18 protein-coding genes and 1 tRNA gene are annotated in these 16,550 nt (G+C 56.3%); 6 read left to right on the top strand and 13 right to left on the bottom strand.

Going from position 1 to position 16,550, the window contains the following annotated elements; all coding sequences use genetic code 11:
* Positions 1-111: 111 nt before the first annotated feature.
* The 3 genes from groL to ITX55_RS05685 form a co-directional block, all read right to left on the bottom strand.
* Entirely contained in the window at positions 112-1,758 is a 1,647-nt protein-coding gene (gene groL, locus ITX55_RS05695) for a chaperonin GroEL (protein ID WP_004929662.1), read from the bottom strand.
* A 44-nt stretch (positions 1,759-1,802) separates the two neighbouring features.
* Positions 1,803-2,096: a co-chaperone GroES gene (locus ITX55_RS05690; protein ID WP_004929661.1), complete on the bottom strand. Its 294-nt coding sequence runs from the start codon at positions 2,094-2,096 to the stop codon at positions 1,803-1,805.
* Between the two features lie 189 nt (positions 2,097-2,285).
* A complete protein-coding gene (locus tag ITX55_RS05685) occupies positions 2,286-2,774 on the bottom strand; it encodes an FxsA family protein (protein WP_004929660.1) in 489 nt (162 codons plus the stop codon).
* Positions 2,775-3,143: 369 nt separating this feature from the next.
* Between ITX55_RS05685 and aspA the strand changes: the two genes are divergently transcribed.
* From aspA to ITX55_RS05655, 6 genes are all read left to right on the top strand, one after another.
* Complete coding sequence (aspA, locus tag ITX55_RS05680; protein WP_004929659.1) at positions 3,144-4,580, top strand: aspartate ammonia-lyase; 1,437 nt, start codon at positions 3,144-3,146, stop codon at positions 4,578-4,580.
* Positions 4,581-4,829: 249 nt separating this feature from the next.
* The gene (locus ITX55_RS05675) at positions 4,830-6,131 is read left to right on the top strand and encodes an anaerobic C4-dicarboxylate transporter (RefSeq protein ID WP_033641606.1); all 1,302 of its coding nucleotides are present in this window, start codon (positions 4,830-4,832) and stop codon (positions 6,129-6,131) included.
* A 109-nt stretch (positions 6,132-6,240) separates the two neighbouring features.
* Positions 6,241-6,564, top strand: coding sequence for a divalent cation tolerance protein CutA (gene cutA, locus ITX55_RS05670; RefSeq protein WP_042783505.1), 324 nt, complete (start codon positions 6,241-6,243; stop codon positions 6,562-6,564).
* Positions 6,540-8,261, top strand: a complete 1,722-nt coding sequence (locus tag ITX55_RS05665; protein ID WP_197756076.1) for a protein-disulfide reductase DsbD — start codon at positions 6,540-6,542, stop codon at positions 8,259-8,261. Before cutA ends, ITX55_RS05665 begins: the two co-directional genes overlap by 25 nt.
* A gap of 42 nt (positions 8,262-8,303) precedes the next feature.
* Positions 8,304-8,879, top strand: a complete 576-nt coding sequence (locus tag ITX55_RS05660) for a transcriptional regulator (RefSeq protein WP_004929655.1) — start codon at positions 8,304-8,306, stop codon at positions 8,877-8,879.
* A 160-nt stretch (positions 8,880-9,039) separates the two neighbouring features.
* Positions 9,040-9,115, top strand: a tRNA-Phe gene (locus ITX55_RS05655).
* A 774-nt stretch (positions 9,116-9,889) separates the two neighbouring features.
* Here ITX55_RS05655 and ITX55_RS05650 read toward each other — a convergent pair.
* From ITX55_RS05650 to ITX55_RS05605, 10 genes are all read right to left on the bottom strand, one after another.
* The gene (locus ITX55_RS05650) at positions 9,890-10,174 is read right to left on the bottom strand and encodes a hypothetical protein (RefSeq protein ID WP_042783503.1); all 285 of its coding nucleotides are present in this window, start codon (positions 10,172-10,174) and stop codon (positions 9,890-9,892) included.
* 137 nt (positions 10,175-10,311) lie between these two features.
* Positions 10,312-10,848, bottom strand: coding sequence for a helix-turn-helix transcriptional regulator (locus ITX55_RS05645; protein ID WP_042783502.1), 537 nt, complete (start codon positions 10,846-10,848; stop codon positions 10,312-10,314).
* A gap of 140 nt (positions 10,849-10,988) precedes the next feature.
* A complete protein-coding gene (locus tag ITX55_RS05640) occupies positions 10,989-11,771 on the bottom strand; it encodes a hypothetical protein (protein ID WP_042783501.1) in 783 nt (260 codons plus the stop codon).
* A gap of 432 nt (positions 11,772-12,203) precedes the next feature.
* Positions 12,204-13,022, bottom strand: coding sequence for a hypothetical protein (locus ITX55_RS05635; RefSeq protein WP_145957783.1), 819 nt, complete (start codon positions 13,020-13,022; stop codon positions 12,204-12,206).
* 94 nt (positions 13,023-13,116) lie between these two features.
* Entirely contained in the window at positions 13,117-13,620 is a 504-nt protein-coding gene (locus tag ITX55_RS05630) for a fimbrial protein (protein WP_089192464.1), read from the bottom strand.
* Positions 13,617-14,087 (bottom strand): fimbrial protein, encoded by a 471-nt coding sequence (locus ITX55_RS05625; RefSeq protein ID WP_223524319.1) that lies wholly within the window; start codon positions 14,085-14,087, stop codon positions 13,617-13,619. Before ITX55_RS05625 ends, ITX55_RS05630 begins: the two co-directional genes overlap by 4 nt.
* A 59-nt stretch (positions 14,088-14,146) precedes the next feature.
* Entirely contained in the window at positions 14,147-14,800 is a 654-nt protein-coding gene (locus ITX55_RS05620; RefSeq protein WP_197756241.1) for a fimbrial protein, read from the bottom strand.
* A gap of 56 nt (positions 14,801-14,856) precedes the next feature.
* Positions 14,857-15,402: a fimbrial protein gene (locus ITX55_RS05615; RefSeq protein WP_369795890.1), complete on the bottom strand. Its 546-nt coding sequence runs from the start codon at positions 15,400-15,402 to the stop codon at positions 14,857-14,859.
* 40 nt (positions 15,403-15,442) lie between these two features.
* Positions 15,443-15,937, bottom strand: coding sequence for a fimbrial protein (locus ITX55_RS05610; RefSeq protein WP_042785628.1), 495 nt, complete (start codon positions 15,935-15,937; stop codon positions 15,443-15,445).
* Positions 15,938-15,951: 14 nt separating this feature from the next.
* On the bottom strand, positions 15,952-16,449 hold the full coding sequence (locus ITX55_RS05605) for a fimbrial protein (RefSeq protein ID WP_223524322.1): 498 nt from the start codon (positions 16,447-16,449) through the stop codon (positions 15,952-15,954).
* Positions 16,450-16,550: the final 101 nt, after the last annotated feature.

The raw sequence follows: 16,550 nt of genomic DNA, 5'->3' as shown, positions 1-16,550 counted from the left end.
TTCAGTTAACTAATAACAAGCTAAATAAACATTCTTTTTATTGATTTTTAAGCTAAAAAAAACCCCGGTCATTTGACCGGGGTTCTCAGCACACAAGCGTGTGGGGGATGATTACATCATGCCGCCCATACCGCCCATGCCACCCATGCCGCCTGCTGCGCCCAGATCCGGTGCGTCAGCCTTCGGCAGGTCGGTGACCATGCATTCGGTGGTGATCATCAGGCCAGCCACGGAAGCCGCGTACTGCAGAGCAGAACGGGTCACTTTGGTTGGATCCAGGATACCCATCGCGATCATGTCGCCGTATTCTTCAGAGTAAGCGTTGTAGCCGTAGCTGCCTTCGCCCGCTTTCACCTGGTTGGCGATAACGGAAGCTTCTTCACCGGCGTTGACCACGATCTGACGCAGAGGGGCTTCCATTGCGCGCAGCGCAACTTTGATACCCACGTTCTGGTCTTCGTTGTCGCCTTTCAGCGCGGCGATTTTGCCTGCAACGCGGATCAGCGCTACGCCGCCGCCGGCAACCACGCCTTCTTCCACTGCGGCGCGGGTCGCGTGCAGGGCGTCTTCAACGCGGGCTTTCTTCTCTTTCATTTCAACTTCAGTGGCTGCGCCAACCTTGATAACGGCAACGCCGCCGGCCAGTTTCGCTACGCGCTCCTGCAGTTTTTCACGATCGTAGTCAGAGGTCGCTTCTTCGATCTGCTGACGAATTTGAGCAACGCGGCCCTGGATGGTCGCTTCGTCGCCCACGCCATCGATGATGATGGTGGTGTCTTTGTTGATGACAACGCGTTTCGCCTGACCCAGGTCTTCCAGGGTGGCTTTTTCCAGCTCCAGACCGATCTCTTCAGAGATAACGGTACCGGCAGTCAGGGTAGCGATGTCCTGCAGCATGGCTTTACGACGGTCGCCGAAGCCAGGCGCCTTAACGGCGGCCACTTTCACGATGCCGCGCATGGTGTTGACCACCAGGGTCGCCAGCGCTTCACCTTCAACGTCTTCAGCGATGATCAGCAGCGGTTTGCCTGCTTTGGCAACGGCTTCCAGCACCGGCAGCATTTCGCGGATGTTGGAGATCTTTTTGTCAGCCAGCAGGATGAACGGGCTTTCCAGCTCAACAGAACCGGTTTCCGGCTTGTTGATGAAGTATGGGGACAGGTAACCGCGGTCGAACTGCATACCTTCAACCACGTCCAGCTCGTCTTGCAGGCCGGTGCCTTCTTCAACGGTGATGACGCCTTCTTTGCCCACTTTCTCCATCGCTTCCGCGATCAGTTTACCCACGGTTTCGTCGGAGTTGGCGGAGATGGTGCCTACCTGAGCGATAGCTTTGGAATCGGAGCAAGGTACGGACAGTTTTTTCAGTTCTTCAACCGCAGCGACAACCGCTTTGTCGATGCCGCGCTTCAGATCCATCGGGTTCATGCCTGCAGCAACCGCTTTCAGGCCTTCGGTGATGATGGATTGAGCCAGTACGGTTGCAGTGGTGGTGCCGTCGCCCGCCGCGTCGTTCGCTTTGGAGGCCACTTCTTTCACCATCTGTGCGCCCATGTTCTCGAACTTGTCTTCCAGTTCGATTTCACGCGCAACGGAAACGCCATCTTTGGTGATGGTCGGTGCGCCGAAAGATTTATCCAGCACTACGTTGCGGCCTTTCGGGCCCAGGGTCACTTTTACTGCATCAGCGAGAACATTCACGCCGCGGAGCATTTTCACGCGAGCGTCATTGCCGAATTTTACGTCTTTAGCTGCCATTGGTATTTCCCTTCAACTCGTTCAGTTCAGAAGATAAAGCGCAATTACGCTTCAACAATTGCCAGAATGTCGCTTTCGGACATGATCAACACTTCTTCATTGTCGATCTTCTCTGCTTTCACGCCGTAGCCGTCGTTGAAAATCACGATATCGCCAACTTTCACATCCAGCGGTTGGATGTTGCCGTTTTCCAGCACACGCCCTTTACCCACTGCAACCACTTCACCGCGAGTGGATTTACCCGCAGCAGAGCCAGTCAGGACGATGCCGCCAGCAGATTTTGATTCAACTTCTTTGCGCTTGACGATAACGCGGTCATGCAATGGACGAATACTCATTGAACGCTCTCCTGTAAGAAGGTCTCTATCAGATTTAGGGTTGTACACCGGATGGTTGTTATTACCGGCCTCGTGGCATTTGAGATGGGGGCGTTCCAGCCCCCTTCAAGGGGGCGAACAAAAAAAATTTCGCATTTTTGGTCCGACGAGTGCCGCAGAGATGAAAAACGCGGCCAGAGCCGCGTTTGCTTAACGATCGTGAGGTTTGCGATCCTCGTCCGGGCGGTGTTCCAGCACCGGGCGTTCATCGTCCTTGCGCTGGAATTCGCCGTCGAAGGTATTGCCGTTGGCGGCGTCGCCGCCCGTCCAACCGCCGGGGCGATACACCGACAGGTGCGGCATCAGTTTCAGCGTCAGCGATTTTTGCACCGGCGGCAGCAGCAGCAACAGGCCGAGGAAATCGGTGAAGAAGCCCGGTATCAGCAGCAGGAAGCCCGCCAGCACCAGCGAAACGCTTTTCACCATTTCCGCCGCCGGGCTTTCGCCGGCCGCCAGTTTTTGCTGCATCTGCACGAAGGTTTTCATGCCCTGATTGCGCACCAGCGAAATGCCGACGCAGGAGCTGAACACCACCAGCAGCAGGGTGACAGCCACGCCGAGCACGGCGGCGACTTTGATAAAGATGGATATTTCTATGTAAGCCAGCAGAAATATCAGCAGTAGCGGTAACCAGCGCACCTGGTTCTCCTATCGGTAGGTAAGGCACGGCCGCCACGGGGCGACGGCGCGAAAAAAGAGGCCGTAAACGGCCGACACTATTACAATGAGGGCATCCCCCCACCATTTCAACCGAGAGCCGGTTTTTATTGCTAAAGTTCACAAACGTGAAAGAAGTCACAGAACCGAAAAAGGGCATATCCTTAAACACCATAAGGTGATCTGGATTCAGTCATTTCTTACCAACCAGCATATGATCTGGGCAGCTACGGGCGATTTGGTTAATCGTTTCACGCCCCAAGCCTTCGGCAATATTAATTTAGGCTGTGCCCTTACTAGCCTTGACCTGACAAATTATTAATTCGGCAGCAACACATAGAGAAGGTTCTCATGTCAAACAACATTCGTATCGAAGAAGACCTGTTAGGAACACGTGAAGTCCCCGCAGACGCTTACTACGGAGTTCACACTCTGCGTGCGATTGAAAACTTCTACATCAGCAACAGCAAAATCAGCGATGTCCCCGAGTTCGTTCGCGGCATGGTGATGGTGAAAAAGGCCGCGGCGATGGCCAACAAAGAACTCAAAACCATCCCGCGCAAAATCGCCGACGTGATCATCCAGGCTTGCGACGAGGTGCTGGATAAAGGCAAGTGCATGGATCAGTTCCCGGTGGACGTATTCCAGGGCGGCGCGGGCACCTCGCTGAACATGAACACCAACGAAGTGCTGGCGAACATCGGCCTGGAGCTGATGGGCCATCAAAAAGGCGAATACCAGTACCTGAACCCGAACGATCACCTCAATAAATGCCAGTCCACCAACGACGCCTACCCGACCGGGTTCCGCATCGCGGTGTACGCCTCCAACCAGAAACTGATCGACGCCATCAACCAGCTGCGCGAAGGCTTCGATCGTAAGGCGAAAGAGTTCGAAACCATCCTGAAAATGGGCCGCACCCAGCTACAGGACGCGGTGCCGATGACCCTCGGCCAGGAATTCCACGCCTTCAGCGTGCTGCTGAACGAAGAGACTCGCAATCTGCACCGCACCGCGGAACTGCTGCTGGAAGTGAACCTCGGCGCCACCGCCATCGGCACCGCGCTCAACACCCCGGAAGGCTACCAGCCGCTGGCGGTGCAAAAACTGGCGGAAGTCAGCGGCCTGCCGGTGGTGCCGGCGGAAGACCTGATCGAAGCCACCTCCGACTGCGGCGCCTACGTGATGGTGCACAGCGCGCTCAAACGCCTGGCGGTGAAACTGTCCAAAATCTGTAACGACCTGCGGCTGCTCTCCTCCGGCCCGCGCGCCGGCCTGAACGAAATCAACCTGCCGGAGCTGCAGGCGGGATCGTCCATCATGCCGGCCAAAGTGAATCCGGTGGTGCCGGAAGTGGTCAATCAGGTGTGTTTCAAGGTGATTGGCAACGACACTTGCGTTACCATGGCGGCCGAAGCGGGCCAGCTGCAGCTGAACGTGATGGAGCCGGTGATCGGCCAGGCGATGTTCGAGTCGATCCACATCCTGACCAACGCCTGCTACAACCTGCTGGAAAAATGCATTAACGGCATCACCGCGAATAAAGAAGTCTGCGAACACTACGTCTTCAACTCGATCGGTATCGTCACCTATCTGAACCCGTTCATCGGCCACCATAACGGTGACATCGTCGGGAAGATCTGCGCCGAAACCGGCAAGAGCGTGCGCGAAGTGGTGCTGGAACGCGGCCTGCTGACCGAAGCCGAGCTGGATGACATCTTCTCCGTGGAGAACCTGATGCACCCGGCCTATAAAGCCAAACGCTATACGGATGAAAATGAACAATAACAGACCTACCCGGTAGCCCTGAAAGGCACGCTAAATCCTCTGGATAGCGTGCCTTTTTACTTTTAGGCGCCCACAAAATTTTAACGTTTTATTTTCAATTTACACCCTAAATCATTGGGACTGCATCAAGGCGGCAAGAGCGCAAGTCCCCAGGAGCTTACTCAAGTAAGTGACTGGGGTGAGCGCTCGCAGCCAACACCGATGCAGTTTCAAGGATGACGGGAAATCTCATTTTAAGGAGTAAACATTATGCTAGCCGTAGAATTGGTTATCGTTCTGCTGGCCATCTTTTTAGGGGCCAGATTGGGCGGTATCGGTATCGGGTTCGCGGGGGGACTGGGCGTATTGGCGCTGGCGCTGATCGGCGTCAAACCGGGCAACATTCCCTTCGACGTGATTTCCATCATCATGGCGGTGATTGCGGCGATCTCCGCCATGCAGGTCGCCGGGGGGATGGACTACCTGGTGCAGCAGACCGAAAAACTGCTGCGCAAGAACCCCAAGCACATCACCATTCTCGCCCCTATCGTCACCTACTTCCTGACCATCTTCGCCGGCACCGGCAACATCTCGCTCTCGGCGCTGCCGGTGATCGCCGAGGTGGCGAAAGAACAGGGCATCAAGCCTTGCCGCCCGCTGTCGACCGCCGTGGTCTCCGCCCAGATCGCCATCACCGCCTCGCCGATCTCCGCCGCGGTGGTGTACATGTCTTCGGTGATGGAGGGCCACGGCGTCAGCTACCTGCACCTGCTGATGGTGGTGATCCCGTCCACCTTCTGCGCGGTGCTGTTGATGTCGCTGCTGGTGACCTGGCTGTTCGATTCCAAGCTGTCTAACGATCCGGTGTACCTGAAACGCCTGGAAGAAGGCCTGATCACCCTGCGCGGCAACAACGCGCTGGCGATCAAACCACGCGCCAAAACCTCGGTGCTGCTGTTCCTGCTCGGCGTGCTGTGCGTGGTCGCCTACGCCATCATCAACAGCCCGGGCCTGGGTCTGGTGGCCAAGCCGCTGATGAACACCACCAACGCCATTCTGATCATCATGCTGAGCGTCGCCACGCTGACCACCCTGCTGTGCCGCGTCGACACCGACATGGTGCTGAACTCCAGTACCTTCAAGGCCGGCATGAGCGCCTGTATCTGTATCCTCGGCGTCGCCTGGCTGGGCGATACTTTCGTCCAGGCCAACATCGATTGGATCAAAGAGACGGCCGGCAGCGTCATTCAGGCGCACCCGTGGCTGCTGGCGGTGATCTTCTTCTTCTGCTCGGCGCTGCTGTACTCGCAGGCCGCCACCGCCAAGGCGCTGATGCCGATGGCGCTGGCGCTGAACGTGTCGCCGCTGACCGCCGTCGCCTCCTTCGCCGCCGTTTCCGGCCTGTTCATCCTGCCGACCTACCCGACATTGGTCGCCGCGGTGCAGATGGATGATACCGGCACCACGCGCATCGGCCGCTTCGTGTTCAACCACCCGTTCTTCATTCCCGGCACCATGGGCGTGATTTTCGCGGTGGTATTCGGCTTCCTGCTCGGCAGCGTCATGCTGTAAGGCGTCGACCGGGGCTGCGGCCCCGGTTTTCTTTCTGGCGATAAACTCGCCTTCTAGCCAATCCGCCTTCAGGGTATAGTGCCCATTCGAACCGATGAGAGGGCTGAAGATGTCTGATTGCGAAGCTGTCGTCATACTCTGTACCGCACCCGATGAAGCCAGCGCCCAGGAACTGGCGGCGCGGGTCCTGGGCGATAAGCTGGCGGCCTGCGCCACGCTGCTGCCCGGCGCCACCTCGCTGTATTACTGGGAAGGGAAACTGGAACAGGAATACGAAGTGCAGATGCTGTTCAAAAGCGATCGCCGCCGTCAGCAAGCCCTGCTCGACACCCTGAAACAACATCACCCCTACCAGACGCCCGAGCTGCTGGTGCTGCCGGTGATGGCCGGAGATAAAGACTACCTGTTATGGATCAACGCTTCATTAGACTGATTTTGCTGCTGTGCAGCCTGTGCTTCCTGCCGCAGGCGGCGCAGGCTTCTCTGTTCGCGCCGAAGGGCGGCAGCCAGTTCGTGCCCGTCGATCAGGCCTTCGCCTTCGATTTCAAACAGCAAGGCGGGCAGGTGACGCTGAACTGGCAGATCCGCCCCGGCTATTACCTGTATCGCCAGCAGATCAAACTGGTGCCGCAGCAGGCGACGCTCGGCGCCTTTACCCTGCCCGAAGGGTTAAACCACAAGGACGAGTTCTTCGGCGAAGTGGCGATTTTCAAACAGCAGCTGAATCTGCAGGTGCCGCTGCAACAGGCGGCGGCCAACGCCAGCCTCAGCGTCACCTATCAGGGCTGCGCCGAGGCCGGCTTCTGCTACCCGCCGGAAACCCGAACCATCCCGCTGGACGCGGTCAGCGCCACCGCAGCCGCGCCGCTCTCGGCGGCTGCCTCTGAGCCAGCCGAACAATCCGCAACACCGGCCAGCCTGCCGTTCTCGCCGCTGTGGGCATTGCTGATCGGTATCGGCATCGCCTTCACCCCCTGCGTACTGCCGATGTACCCGCTGATCTCCGGCATCATCCTCGGCCGCGACCGGCCGCAAAGCAGCGGCCGCATTCTGGCGCTGGCGGTGGTTTACGTGCAGGGCATGGCGCTCACCTACACCCTGCTGGGCTTGGTGGTGGCCGCCGCCGGATTGCAGTTCCAGGCGGCGCTGCAGCATCCTTACGTGCTGATTGGCCTGTCGGCGCTGTTCATCGCGCTGGCGCTGTCGATGTTCGGCCTCTATTCCCTGCAGCTGCCCTCGGCGCTGCAAACCCGGCTGGCAAACTGGAGCAACACCCAGCGCGGCGGCTCACTGACCGGCGTATTCCTGATGGGCGCGCTGGCTGGGCTGATCTGTTCCCCCTGCACCACCGCGCCGCTCAGCGCCATCCTGCTGTATATCGCCCAAAGCGGCGATCTGTGGGCCGGCGGCGGCACGCTGTACCTGTACGCGCTGGGGATGGGCATTCCGCTGGTGATCGTCACCCTGTTCGGCAACCGCCTGCTGCCGCGCAGCGGCCCGTGGATGCAGTACGTGAAAGAGGCCTTCGGCTTCGTCATTCTGGCGCTGCCGGTGTTCCTGCTGGAGCGGGTGATCGGCGATCTGTGGGGCCTGCGCCTGTGGAGCCTGCTCGGCCTGGCGTTCTTCGGCTGGGCCTTCGCCCTGAGCCTGAGAAGCGCACGCGGCTGGGCGCGCGCCCTGCAACTGCTGTTGCTGGCGGCGGCGGTGATCGCCGCGCGGCCGCTGCAGGACTGGGCTTTCGGTGCGGACCAGGCGCAGCAGGCGGCTCAGCCGCACCTGGCCTTTACCCGCATCAACAACGTCGAACAGCTCGATCTCGCGCTGCAACAGGCGCGGGGCAAACCGGTGATGCTGGACCTGTACGCCGACTGGTGCGTAGCCTGCAAAGAGTTCGAGAAATACACCTTCAGCGATGCGGCGGTGCAGGCGAGCCTGGCCAACGCGGTGCTGCTGCAGGCGGATGTGACCGCCAACGGTGCGGAACAGGCGGCGCTGCTGAAGCACCTGCAGGTGCTGGGGCTGCCGACGATCCTGTTCTTCGATCCGGCAGGCCGCGAGCTGACGGCCGAGCGGGTCACCGGTTTTATGAAGGCGGAAGCCTTCAACGCGCATTTGCAGAAAGTGATGTGATAAATAACACTGAGGTTCTGAACTGAAGAGGAGGAAGCACAAGTGCAACGTGAACACGTCCTTGATACCGCGCTGGGCCTGTTGGAACAACAGGGCCTGGCGACCGCCACATTAGAGATGCTGGCGGAAAAACTCGACGTTCAGCCCGGCGATCTCAAACGGTTCTGGCCGGATCGCGAAGCGCTGCTGTACGACTGCCTGCGCTACCACGGCCAGCAGATCGACACCTGGCGCCGCCAGCTGCTGCTGGACGAAAGCCTGAGCCCGCAGCAAAAGCTGCTGGCGCGCTATGACGTGCTGGCGGAATACGTACAGCAAGACCGCTACCCCGGCTGCCTGTTTATCGCCGCCTGCAGCTTCTTCCCGGAAACGGATCACCCGATCCACCAACTGGCGGAGCAACAGAAGTTGACCTCGCTGGAGCTGACCCGCGAGCTACTGCGCGACATGGATGCCGACGACGCCGACATGGTGGCGCAGCAAATGGAGCTGATTCAGGAAGGCTGCCTGAGCAAACTGCTGGTAAAACGCCAGCTCCAGGACGTATCGGTCGCCAAACGGCTGGCGGAAGACATCTTGCAGGTGGCGCAGTGCCGCCGCAACGGGGCGTTGAGCTGAATCGGCAGGGTTGGCAGCGCCACCAACCCGAGGCGATAGCCCCAACAGGCGCATTTTTTGCGCCCTTTGCCTGAAAAGCCAGCAACCGGAGGCATTTTCGCGTATTTCACGCATAAAGCCGTTGACGGCTTTCGGCCAATACGGTTTAATGCTGCCCGTTGCCCGGATAGCTCAGTCGGTAGAGCAGGGGATTGAAAATCCCCGTGTCCTTGGTTCGATTCCGAGTCCGGGCACCATATTTAGAGAACCCAGCCTATGGCTGGGTTTTTGCTTTTCAGGGACTGGACTCTCCATCGAACTGCGTTCGATTATTCGGCCAAGGGCCTCACCCTGCGGGCCAGCGCTAAAGCGCTGTTCAACGCGGCGCCAGCGCCGGTTGTCCGAGTCCGGTCGCCCTATTTAGAAGAACCCGCCTATGGCGGGTTTTTCGCTTTCTGGGGTACGGACTCTCCATCGAACTGCGTTCGATTATTCGGCCAAAGGCCTCACCCTGCAGGCCAGCGACACAGGACGAATGCTCCCTTCTCTGCTTGCATCCCCCCAAAAACGTTGGCTCCAAGGGTAAGCGAATTGCCGCATTCTCGGCATTAGGCGTGAAAGTGGCCTCGCCAGGCGAGTAATGCCCAATTTCGTTGAGGCGGATACTCACTCTCTGGTAAAAAACGCTACCTCATACAATGTGCAGCAGCGTCAATGATGACGTAGTAATGCCAACCACCAGGAAGAATGGCCGTAGTCTTGGATAGACAACTGCCTTTTCTTCATCCGCTGCGCATGTTTGTAGAATGAATAGATGCTTAAACAGAACAAGAATATCGCAAAATAAAACAAATCCACTTCACCTTTCCCTTGGTGTAGATAATACCCAACGTAAATTACGCACAGCTACCATCACTGCCAACGATAATAATTCACCGAACTGATGCTTTGAGTCGGAACAACAGGCTATTTAATCAATAGTCACAAAAAAAGCAGGGAGGATAACCCTGCTTGTCATTTTAAAATCAATATTACTGACATAGCGGCAAGTACTTCTTCATAAACGGTGATTCACAGATCGCATTCATGACTTCGCCTTTATCTTTCTCTTTAGGCTTGGCGTCTGTATTGGTGTTGCCTGCACATTGCCCGCCATTTTTCCCCTGGCCATTGATGCATTGGCCAAAATCGCTATTGCCGGCGCCGCTGGCGTTGCCATGATTCCCCTGCACATTCTGATTGCCGTTAAAACCGGCGTGCGCATAAGACATCATCATGATGCCAGCGCCAATAAGTAAAGCCGCTGTCGTTTTCATAACTGTCCCTTTGTGTTATTTAGAAAATGAATAAAAAAATACTTAACATTCCCTTGGGGAATGTTAATCACAACTCATGATTTTTTAGCGTTATGAAGATATCAGATGAGAATAATTTAAATTATCCCCCATCACGGTTAGGAATACTCTGCCTCTGGTGATAACAACCAATAAATAAAATCATGGCTGCGGTTTAGCATCAGCTTGCCCATCACCGAACGTTTATGGCTGTGCACCGTTTTAACGCTCACCCCCATCACTCTGGCGGTTTGCGATTGATCCAACCCGCGCCGTAAATAGCCGATAACCTGCCGCTCACGGGGAGTCAACAGCTTAGCGGGAAATCGACATACCGGCTTCGGATTAGCCAACGTATCAGACAGCAGCGTAAACAGGCACTGCTGATCGTCGGTGCGGTACAGCACCCGGCTCGCGCGCCCGGAGGCAACGGTCTGCTTTTCCTTAATGGTGACGACATGCGCCCCGGAATAGGCGGCCCAACGCCGGGTGCGCCGGGCCGGGGAAGCCAGCACGATGTCAGGCCGTTCATCGCTGCCCGGCGGCAGGAAGTGCGCAACGTTATTATGCTGCTGTGCATATTTCACAATGCTTAACCGCAAGCCGGCGGCGAAATAGCGGTTCTCGTCATCGATGACGATATTGAGTGGTTTCATTATCCCCTCCTAATTTACCCATCATTCTATTTAGATTGAAAATTTAATAAAAACACGATTGACCGCGTCATTGCACCCGTCATTTTCACCCGTTGTTTCAATGCATTTTTAACTTATTTTTATAAGCCTAAGCTTATAAATCAGGGAAGGGTCAGCATAATGACCTTATACCCCTGAAAATCGCCGGTACCGCCTCTGTATCCGCTTAATGTTGACGTCAGCGTGAGGGTTTTCCCTTCAGGGCCAATCCGGTCGAGATAACCAGAACCAATATCGACACCATTTATTTTAAGATGGCTGATAATGCCACCACCAAGAGAGACGGAACCATTTTTATCCACAGCGATGATAGCCAAGCTAAATGCATTATTGCAGGCAACGCGAAATTGCTTCGCTGCAACACTCCCATTAACTGAGTTAGTGTTTATCGTGCCGTGATTCAGCTCGATATAAGCATCGGCAATGCTGCAATAGGTTGGATCTATTTGTGGTGCAAAGCATTCAAACTCGCCGCCTGGCAAAGGAACATAAGGGATCGACCCGGCACTATATACCGGATAAGCCAAACCCAGACAAGGCTCCTCGTATAGGCCGAATTGTGATTTAACTTCCCGATTGAGATAACCTTTCCGTGCAAATAGCTGGGCTAATTCCCCCATCGTATTTAGATCTGACGCCTCTGGCATATCCATGTAGCCAAAAGGATCTATATAATGTGAGCGGTCAGAGTACGTAAAAGCCAGTTTACAGGTACTGGTAAACCTGCAATTTTTTAATGGATTCCGCGCAGGATCGTACTCATCCCACCGAATTACCTTCACGATAAATCTCTTTTGAGACGGCGAGTATTGCGCATCGATCACCCAACTGGCAGCCGCCTGCGGCACGTGCAACAACAACCATAAAAAGAGTATTTTTTTCATCTTTCCTTCCCGTTATCGAGCTGGCGATTTTCACATTTACATTTCGGGGCACCGTCGTGGAGTCGCCTTCGTCGGTCATTACTGAGGCTAACCCCTCCTGCCCCGTAAAAGCGCGTCGGTGCACTCCGCCATAACGCTGTCGTTCAACACATCGCGGCCCGGTGGCAGGAAGTACGCGACTTTATTATGCTGCTGCACATATTCCGCAACGCCTAACCGCAACCCGGCGGTGAAATAACGGTGCTCGTCATCGACGATGATATTAGATGGTTTTTCATGCCCCTCCTTTTTCAGAGAGGGCTATTTAAAATAGTGGCCAAGCAGGGAGCACATCTTTCATTTGGCAACCTCATTAAGGAATAGACTTTCCACCATTGGATTATTTAATCCACGGCATTAAATACCGTTTTTTTCTGCGTTATTGCCTTAATGTTAGAGAACATCGACGACCGCCACCGCCGAACCGGAAAAATCCCCTGGGGCCGGCGTTCCTGCGGCTATCAGTAAAGAGGAGAAGGTCGCCGCTTTCCATCCTCCCCCCGGTACATCCAGCGTCACCCCGGCGTTACCCACAACCCCATTGACGCTCAACATCGATTTCAGGCTGCCGTCAGCGCGCAAATTGACGGTATAGCTGTCGCTGCCGACGGAAGCTAGCGCACGTACCTTCACTTTGGCGGCCCCGGAGCAATAAACGTAGGCCGTGCTCTCGGCACGATTGCCGGTTACTTCGCTATCGGCAAGAGAACCGTGGCGCAAATCAATATTGCCGCTCATAGAGCATGATACCGGCGGTTTTGGCGGATCAATGGTGGGTGGCTCAGTAACGCTACCAGAGCAAGAATCAGCGAACCATCCGGTATTATTGGTGCCAACATTAAAAACAATACAGGGCGATTTACCACCGTTCTGCTTTACCCACTTATCCCAATCTAATATCGCACCGGTTTTCGGTAAATTAGAAGCCCAATAAGCAACCAACGCACTCGCTTTTTGCTTATTTTTTTGAGGCAAATCAAATGAATATACAGGAGCAGCGAAACCACCAGGCGACATTGTTATTTTGCATTGCGGTCGAGAAAGAATGCCCCCACATTCAAGATCCCAATCTCTCGGAGCGCCAGAGAAATCTGCGGACAAAATAGTAAACCGCAATACACTCCCTCCGCTATCTAATTGCCAGTCAACATTAATTCCTGCATAACTTGGGTGGAAGAATAAAACCAAAAGACCAAGAAATAACTTTTTCATTTTTTAATACCCATTTTGTGCATCGTTAATTCAGTCTTTTCAGCCATTGGCATTTTCACTCCGGGCACAAAACTATCTAAAAATAACCGGTGTATTACTGATAATCCGCCAGCAGCGTCGCCTGGGCACTAAACGCCTGCGGCGTTAATCCGGCTCCCGGTCGTTTGATCGGCACGGCTTGCAACGTCGGCGGATTGGCAGCATCTATCGCCACACGTTTATTCAGAACGAAAGCATTCCCCGCCAACAACAGACGCACAGCCAGATCGGGAACGTTGGTCGGCACGGCAGCGTTATCGAACCCACTGGCGGTGGCTACCATTGTTAATCCCAGCGCCTGCCCATTGCCACCCGGCTCACACTCGATCCGGTAATTGACGGTTTGCAGATAATTCCTCCCATCCACTTTACCGATCCCGACCCTCTGACCAAAATCCACCTCGATTCGCTGGCCGTTATTGATCACGCATGACGGCGGTTCGTTCAGCGTGCCGCTGAACGACAGGCCCGCCTCGTTGTCTGCCGCCCATCCCTGCAATGCGGGCAGAAACAGGCTACAAGCCAGCAAGGCCCACGTTTTTCCAACGTTTATCTTCATTGATAATCCACCATCAGCGTCGCTCCCGCGCTAAAAAAACCGACGGTCAGAGCGCCGCTGCCTTTCACAGGCACCGCCTGTAACACAGGCTTATTCGGGTAGGTAAAATTAAGCCAACTGCCAATGATCAGCGGCACACCGTTGGCCCGCAGTGCAATCGCCAGGTTGCCTTTGCTACTTTGAATCGCACTGCTGTTGAACGCAGCAGCAGCGCCCACCACTTTCATCTTCATGGCATTTCTGCTGTTGTTTTTGCACTCCAGCGTATAATCGATCGTGCGAAGATAGTTGCTGCCATTAACTTTAGTGGTCACAAGATCATCGCCAAACTCTACGCGGAGGGTTTGATTGTTGTTCACCACACACTGCGGTTTGCTGGTGATCGTGCCGGAGATAGAGATTGGAGTCGTCGACGCCAATCCTGGTGAGACACAGAGCACCTCGGCCAGAACCGTCAATGCCAACACGCCATAGCTTCTGCAAGATTCGGGCAAAGATCGCCGTTTCACGCGCACGCCTCCCCCAATTAGTCATAACTCAAGCTAAAATCCACCACGGCATCAAAACGCCCCGCCCGCAGAGGCGCGCCGGTACGTTCCGCCATCACGCTGTAGTTCAACACGTTGCTGCCCGGCGTCAGCCACAGCGGCTTGCCGCGGCTGCCCAAGCGAATGTCTTCGCCCTGGGCATCCAGCAGGCGCAGCCCCATACCGCTCACGCCCTGCGCTTTCACCAACTGCGGGTTGTCGGCATCGGCCGGTGCACGGAAGCTCACCCGCACCGCCGGCTGATCCGCCGCCCAGCTCAGCGCACCGGTGCGTTCATCCCGGCTCGCCGCCGGGCTGCGCAGGCAGTCGCGCAACCGCAGCGCAAAGCTTACCGCCGCGCCGCGATCGCCGGTTTGCGTCAATGACCCGGTCGCTACCTCACCCAGCCAGACTTCCTGCCGCAGGCTGTCCATCTCCAGCCGGCAGGCGCTTTCGGTCAATGCCCCCCTGACATAAAGCACGCCGTTAGCGCCATCCACTTCCCAGTTATCGACGGCCTGCGCCGCCGGCAGCAGCCACATCATGGCCGCCAGGCTGAGCGGCGCCATCAGCGCCAGGCCGCCCAACGAGGCGTAATAGCCCAGTTCACCGCGCAGGTATGCCCAGTCACGCACCGTCTGTTTCCCTGTCATAGTTCTCTCCTGATAAAATGGGCGCTTAGGGCCGTTTGCCGTCACGCTAAACACGCTTACTCATATTCCAGGCCGAAAGTCGCGACAGACGAAAACGCCCCCAGACCGATGCTCTTTTGCGCTATCGCCTCCGGTTCGCCCCGAACGTACACCTGCAGTTGTAAACTGTTGCTGCCTTTGCCGATGGCGTATCCCTCACTCGGCTTATTCAGCGCCAGCGGCGCGCCCGCCATCGTTTCCAACCCCAGGGCGATGCCCGTCGCCTGGCTGCCGCCATCCGGCTTCAGCAGACCTGGCAGCGCACCGCTTTCAGCGCCGCTGAAGGTCACCTTCACCGTGTTGCCCAGGCTGATGTCACAATCCTGCAGCACCAGACTGAACGCCTTGCCGGGAGTACGGCCATAGGTATACAGGTACTTATCGATCACCGTACCGAAATCCAGGCGGATATCCTCATCACCCGGCCGCAGCGTGCAAGGCTCGGCGACCAATGCGCCGCTGAAATGCATATTGTCAGCAGCGGCCCAACACCCGCTCGCGCCGATCAGCAACCCCACGCCGATAACGCCTCGCCACATCGCCGTTTTACTTATCCTCTCCATGCATTTTTCCTCTTCTTTCTCCCGGCCGCCGAGCGTGGGCTCAAAGGTAATTCGCCTGCAGCGTCGCCGTGGCGGCGAACGCGCCTTCTTTCAATGGCACGCCCGCTTTGGCAACCGGCACCGCTTCCAAACGCGGCGGATTCGCCGGATCGATTTTGATGCTGCTGTTCGGGGCGAACGGTTTGTCATCCCGGTACAAGCGGATACCGAGGTTGCCGTTATCGGTTTGCAACGCGGCATTATCAAAGGACGCAGCGTTGCCCTTAAAGGTCAACGTCAGCTCCCACGGCAGGGCACCGGGCAAATCACATTGGATGCGGTAATTCACCGCCTGCCGGTAATTGACGCCATCGACTTTGTTGATACCGACGCGCTGGCCAAAATCCACTTCGATCACACCGCCGTCGTTAATGCGGCAGGGCGGCGGCACGCGCAGCGTCCCTTTCAGGTGCATGGCGACCTCTTCGGCCGCCTGAACGGAATGGCCGACCAGGCTACTAGCACACAACAGCATCACGGCAACGCCCTGTTTCATGTTCGTCTCCCGGTTCATTGATAATCGACACGCAACGTGGCGGAGGCCGTAAACTCGCCCGTCGGCAGCGTAGCGTTCGCCTGCTTCACGGGCACCGCCTCCAGCTTCGGCAAAACGGGAAAGGTGAAATTCTGCCAACTGTTCAACGCGATACGCGCACCGTTGTTTAAAAACGCAATGCCCAGGCCGCCGACGTTGGTCTGGAGCAGCTTGCCGTCGAACCCCGCTCCGGTGCCGGCAATCAACAGCCGCATGCCGTTCTTTTCCGGTTTGTCGCAGGTCACCGAATAGTCGACGGGCGTGCGATAATTTTCGCCATTGACGCGCGTCGTCATCACCTCATCGCCGAAATTCACCTCAATCGGCTGATTGCCGTTGATCACGCAAGGCAGCGGCGCCAGCACGGTCACCCTGACCGATACCGTGGTGGCGGCCCAAGCCGGCATGTTCGTCAGTAAGCAAGCCATCATTGTCAGAAAAAACATGTAGGCTATATTCGATGCGATATTCACTTTATTTATCTCCCTATCAATCGATATATCACGCCCTACAAGCATGCACCCCTTTTGCACACCGCGAATCATTAACTTATTTTCGTAAAAAGCCTAAAGCA

It is taken from the genome of Serratia sp. EWG9, assembly GCF_019913725.1.
GTDB classification, from domain to species: Bacteria; Pseudomonadota; Gammaproteobacteria; order Enterobacterales; family Enterobacteriaceae; genus Serratia; species Serratia ureilytica.
This window is presented reverse-complemented; position numbering and strand designations above follow the sequence as displayed.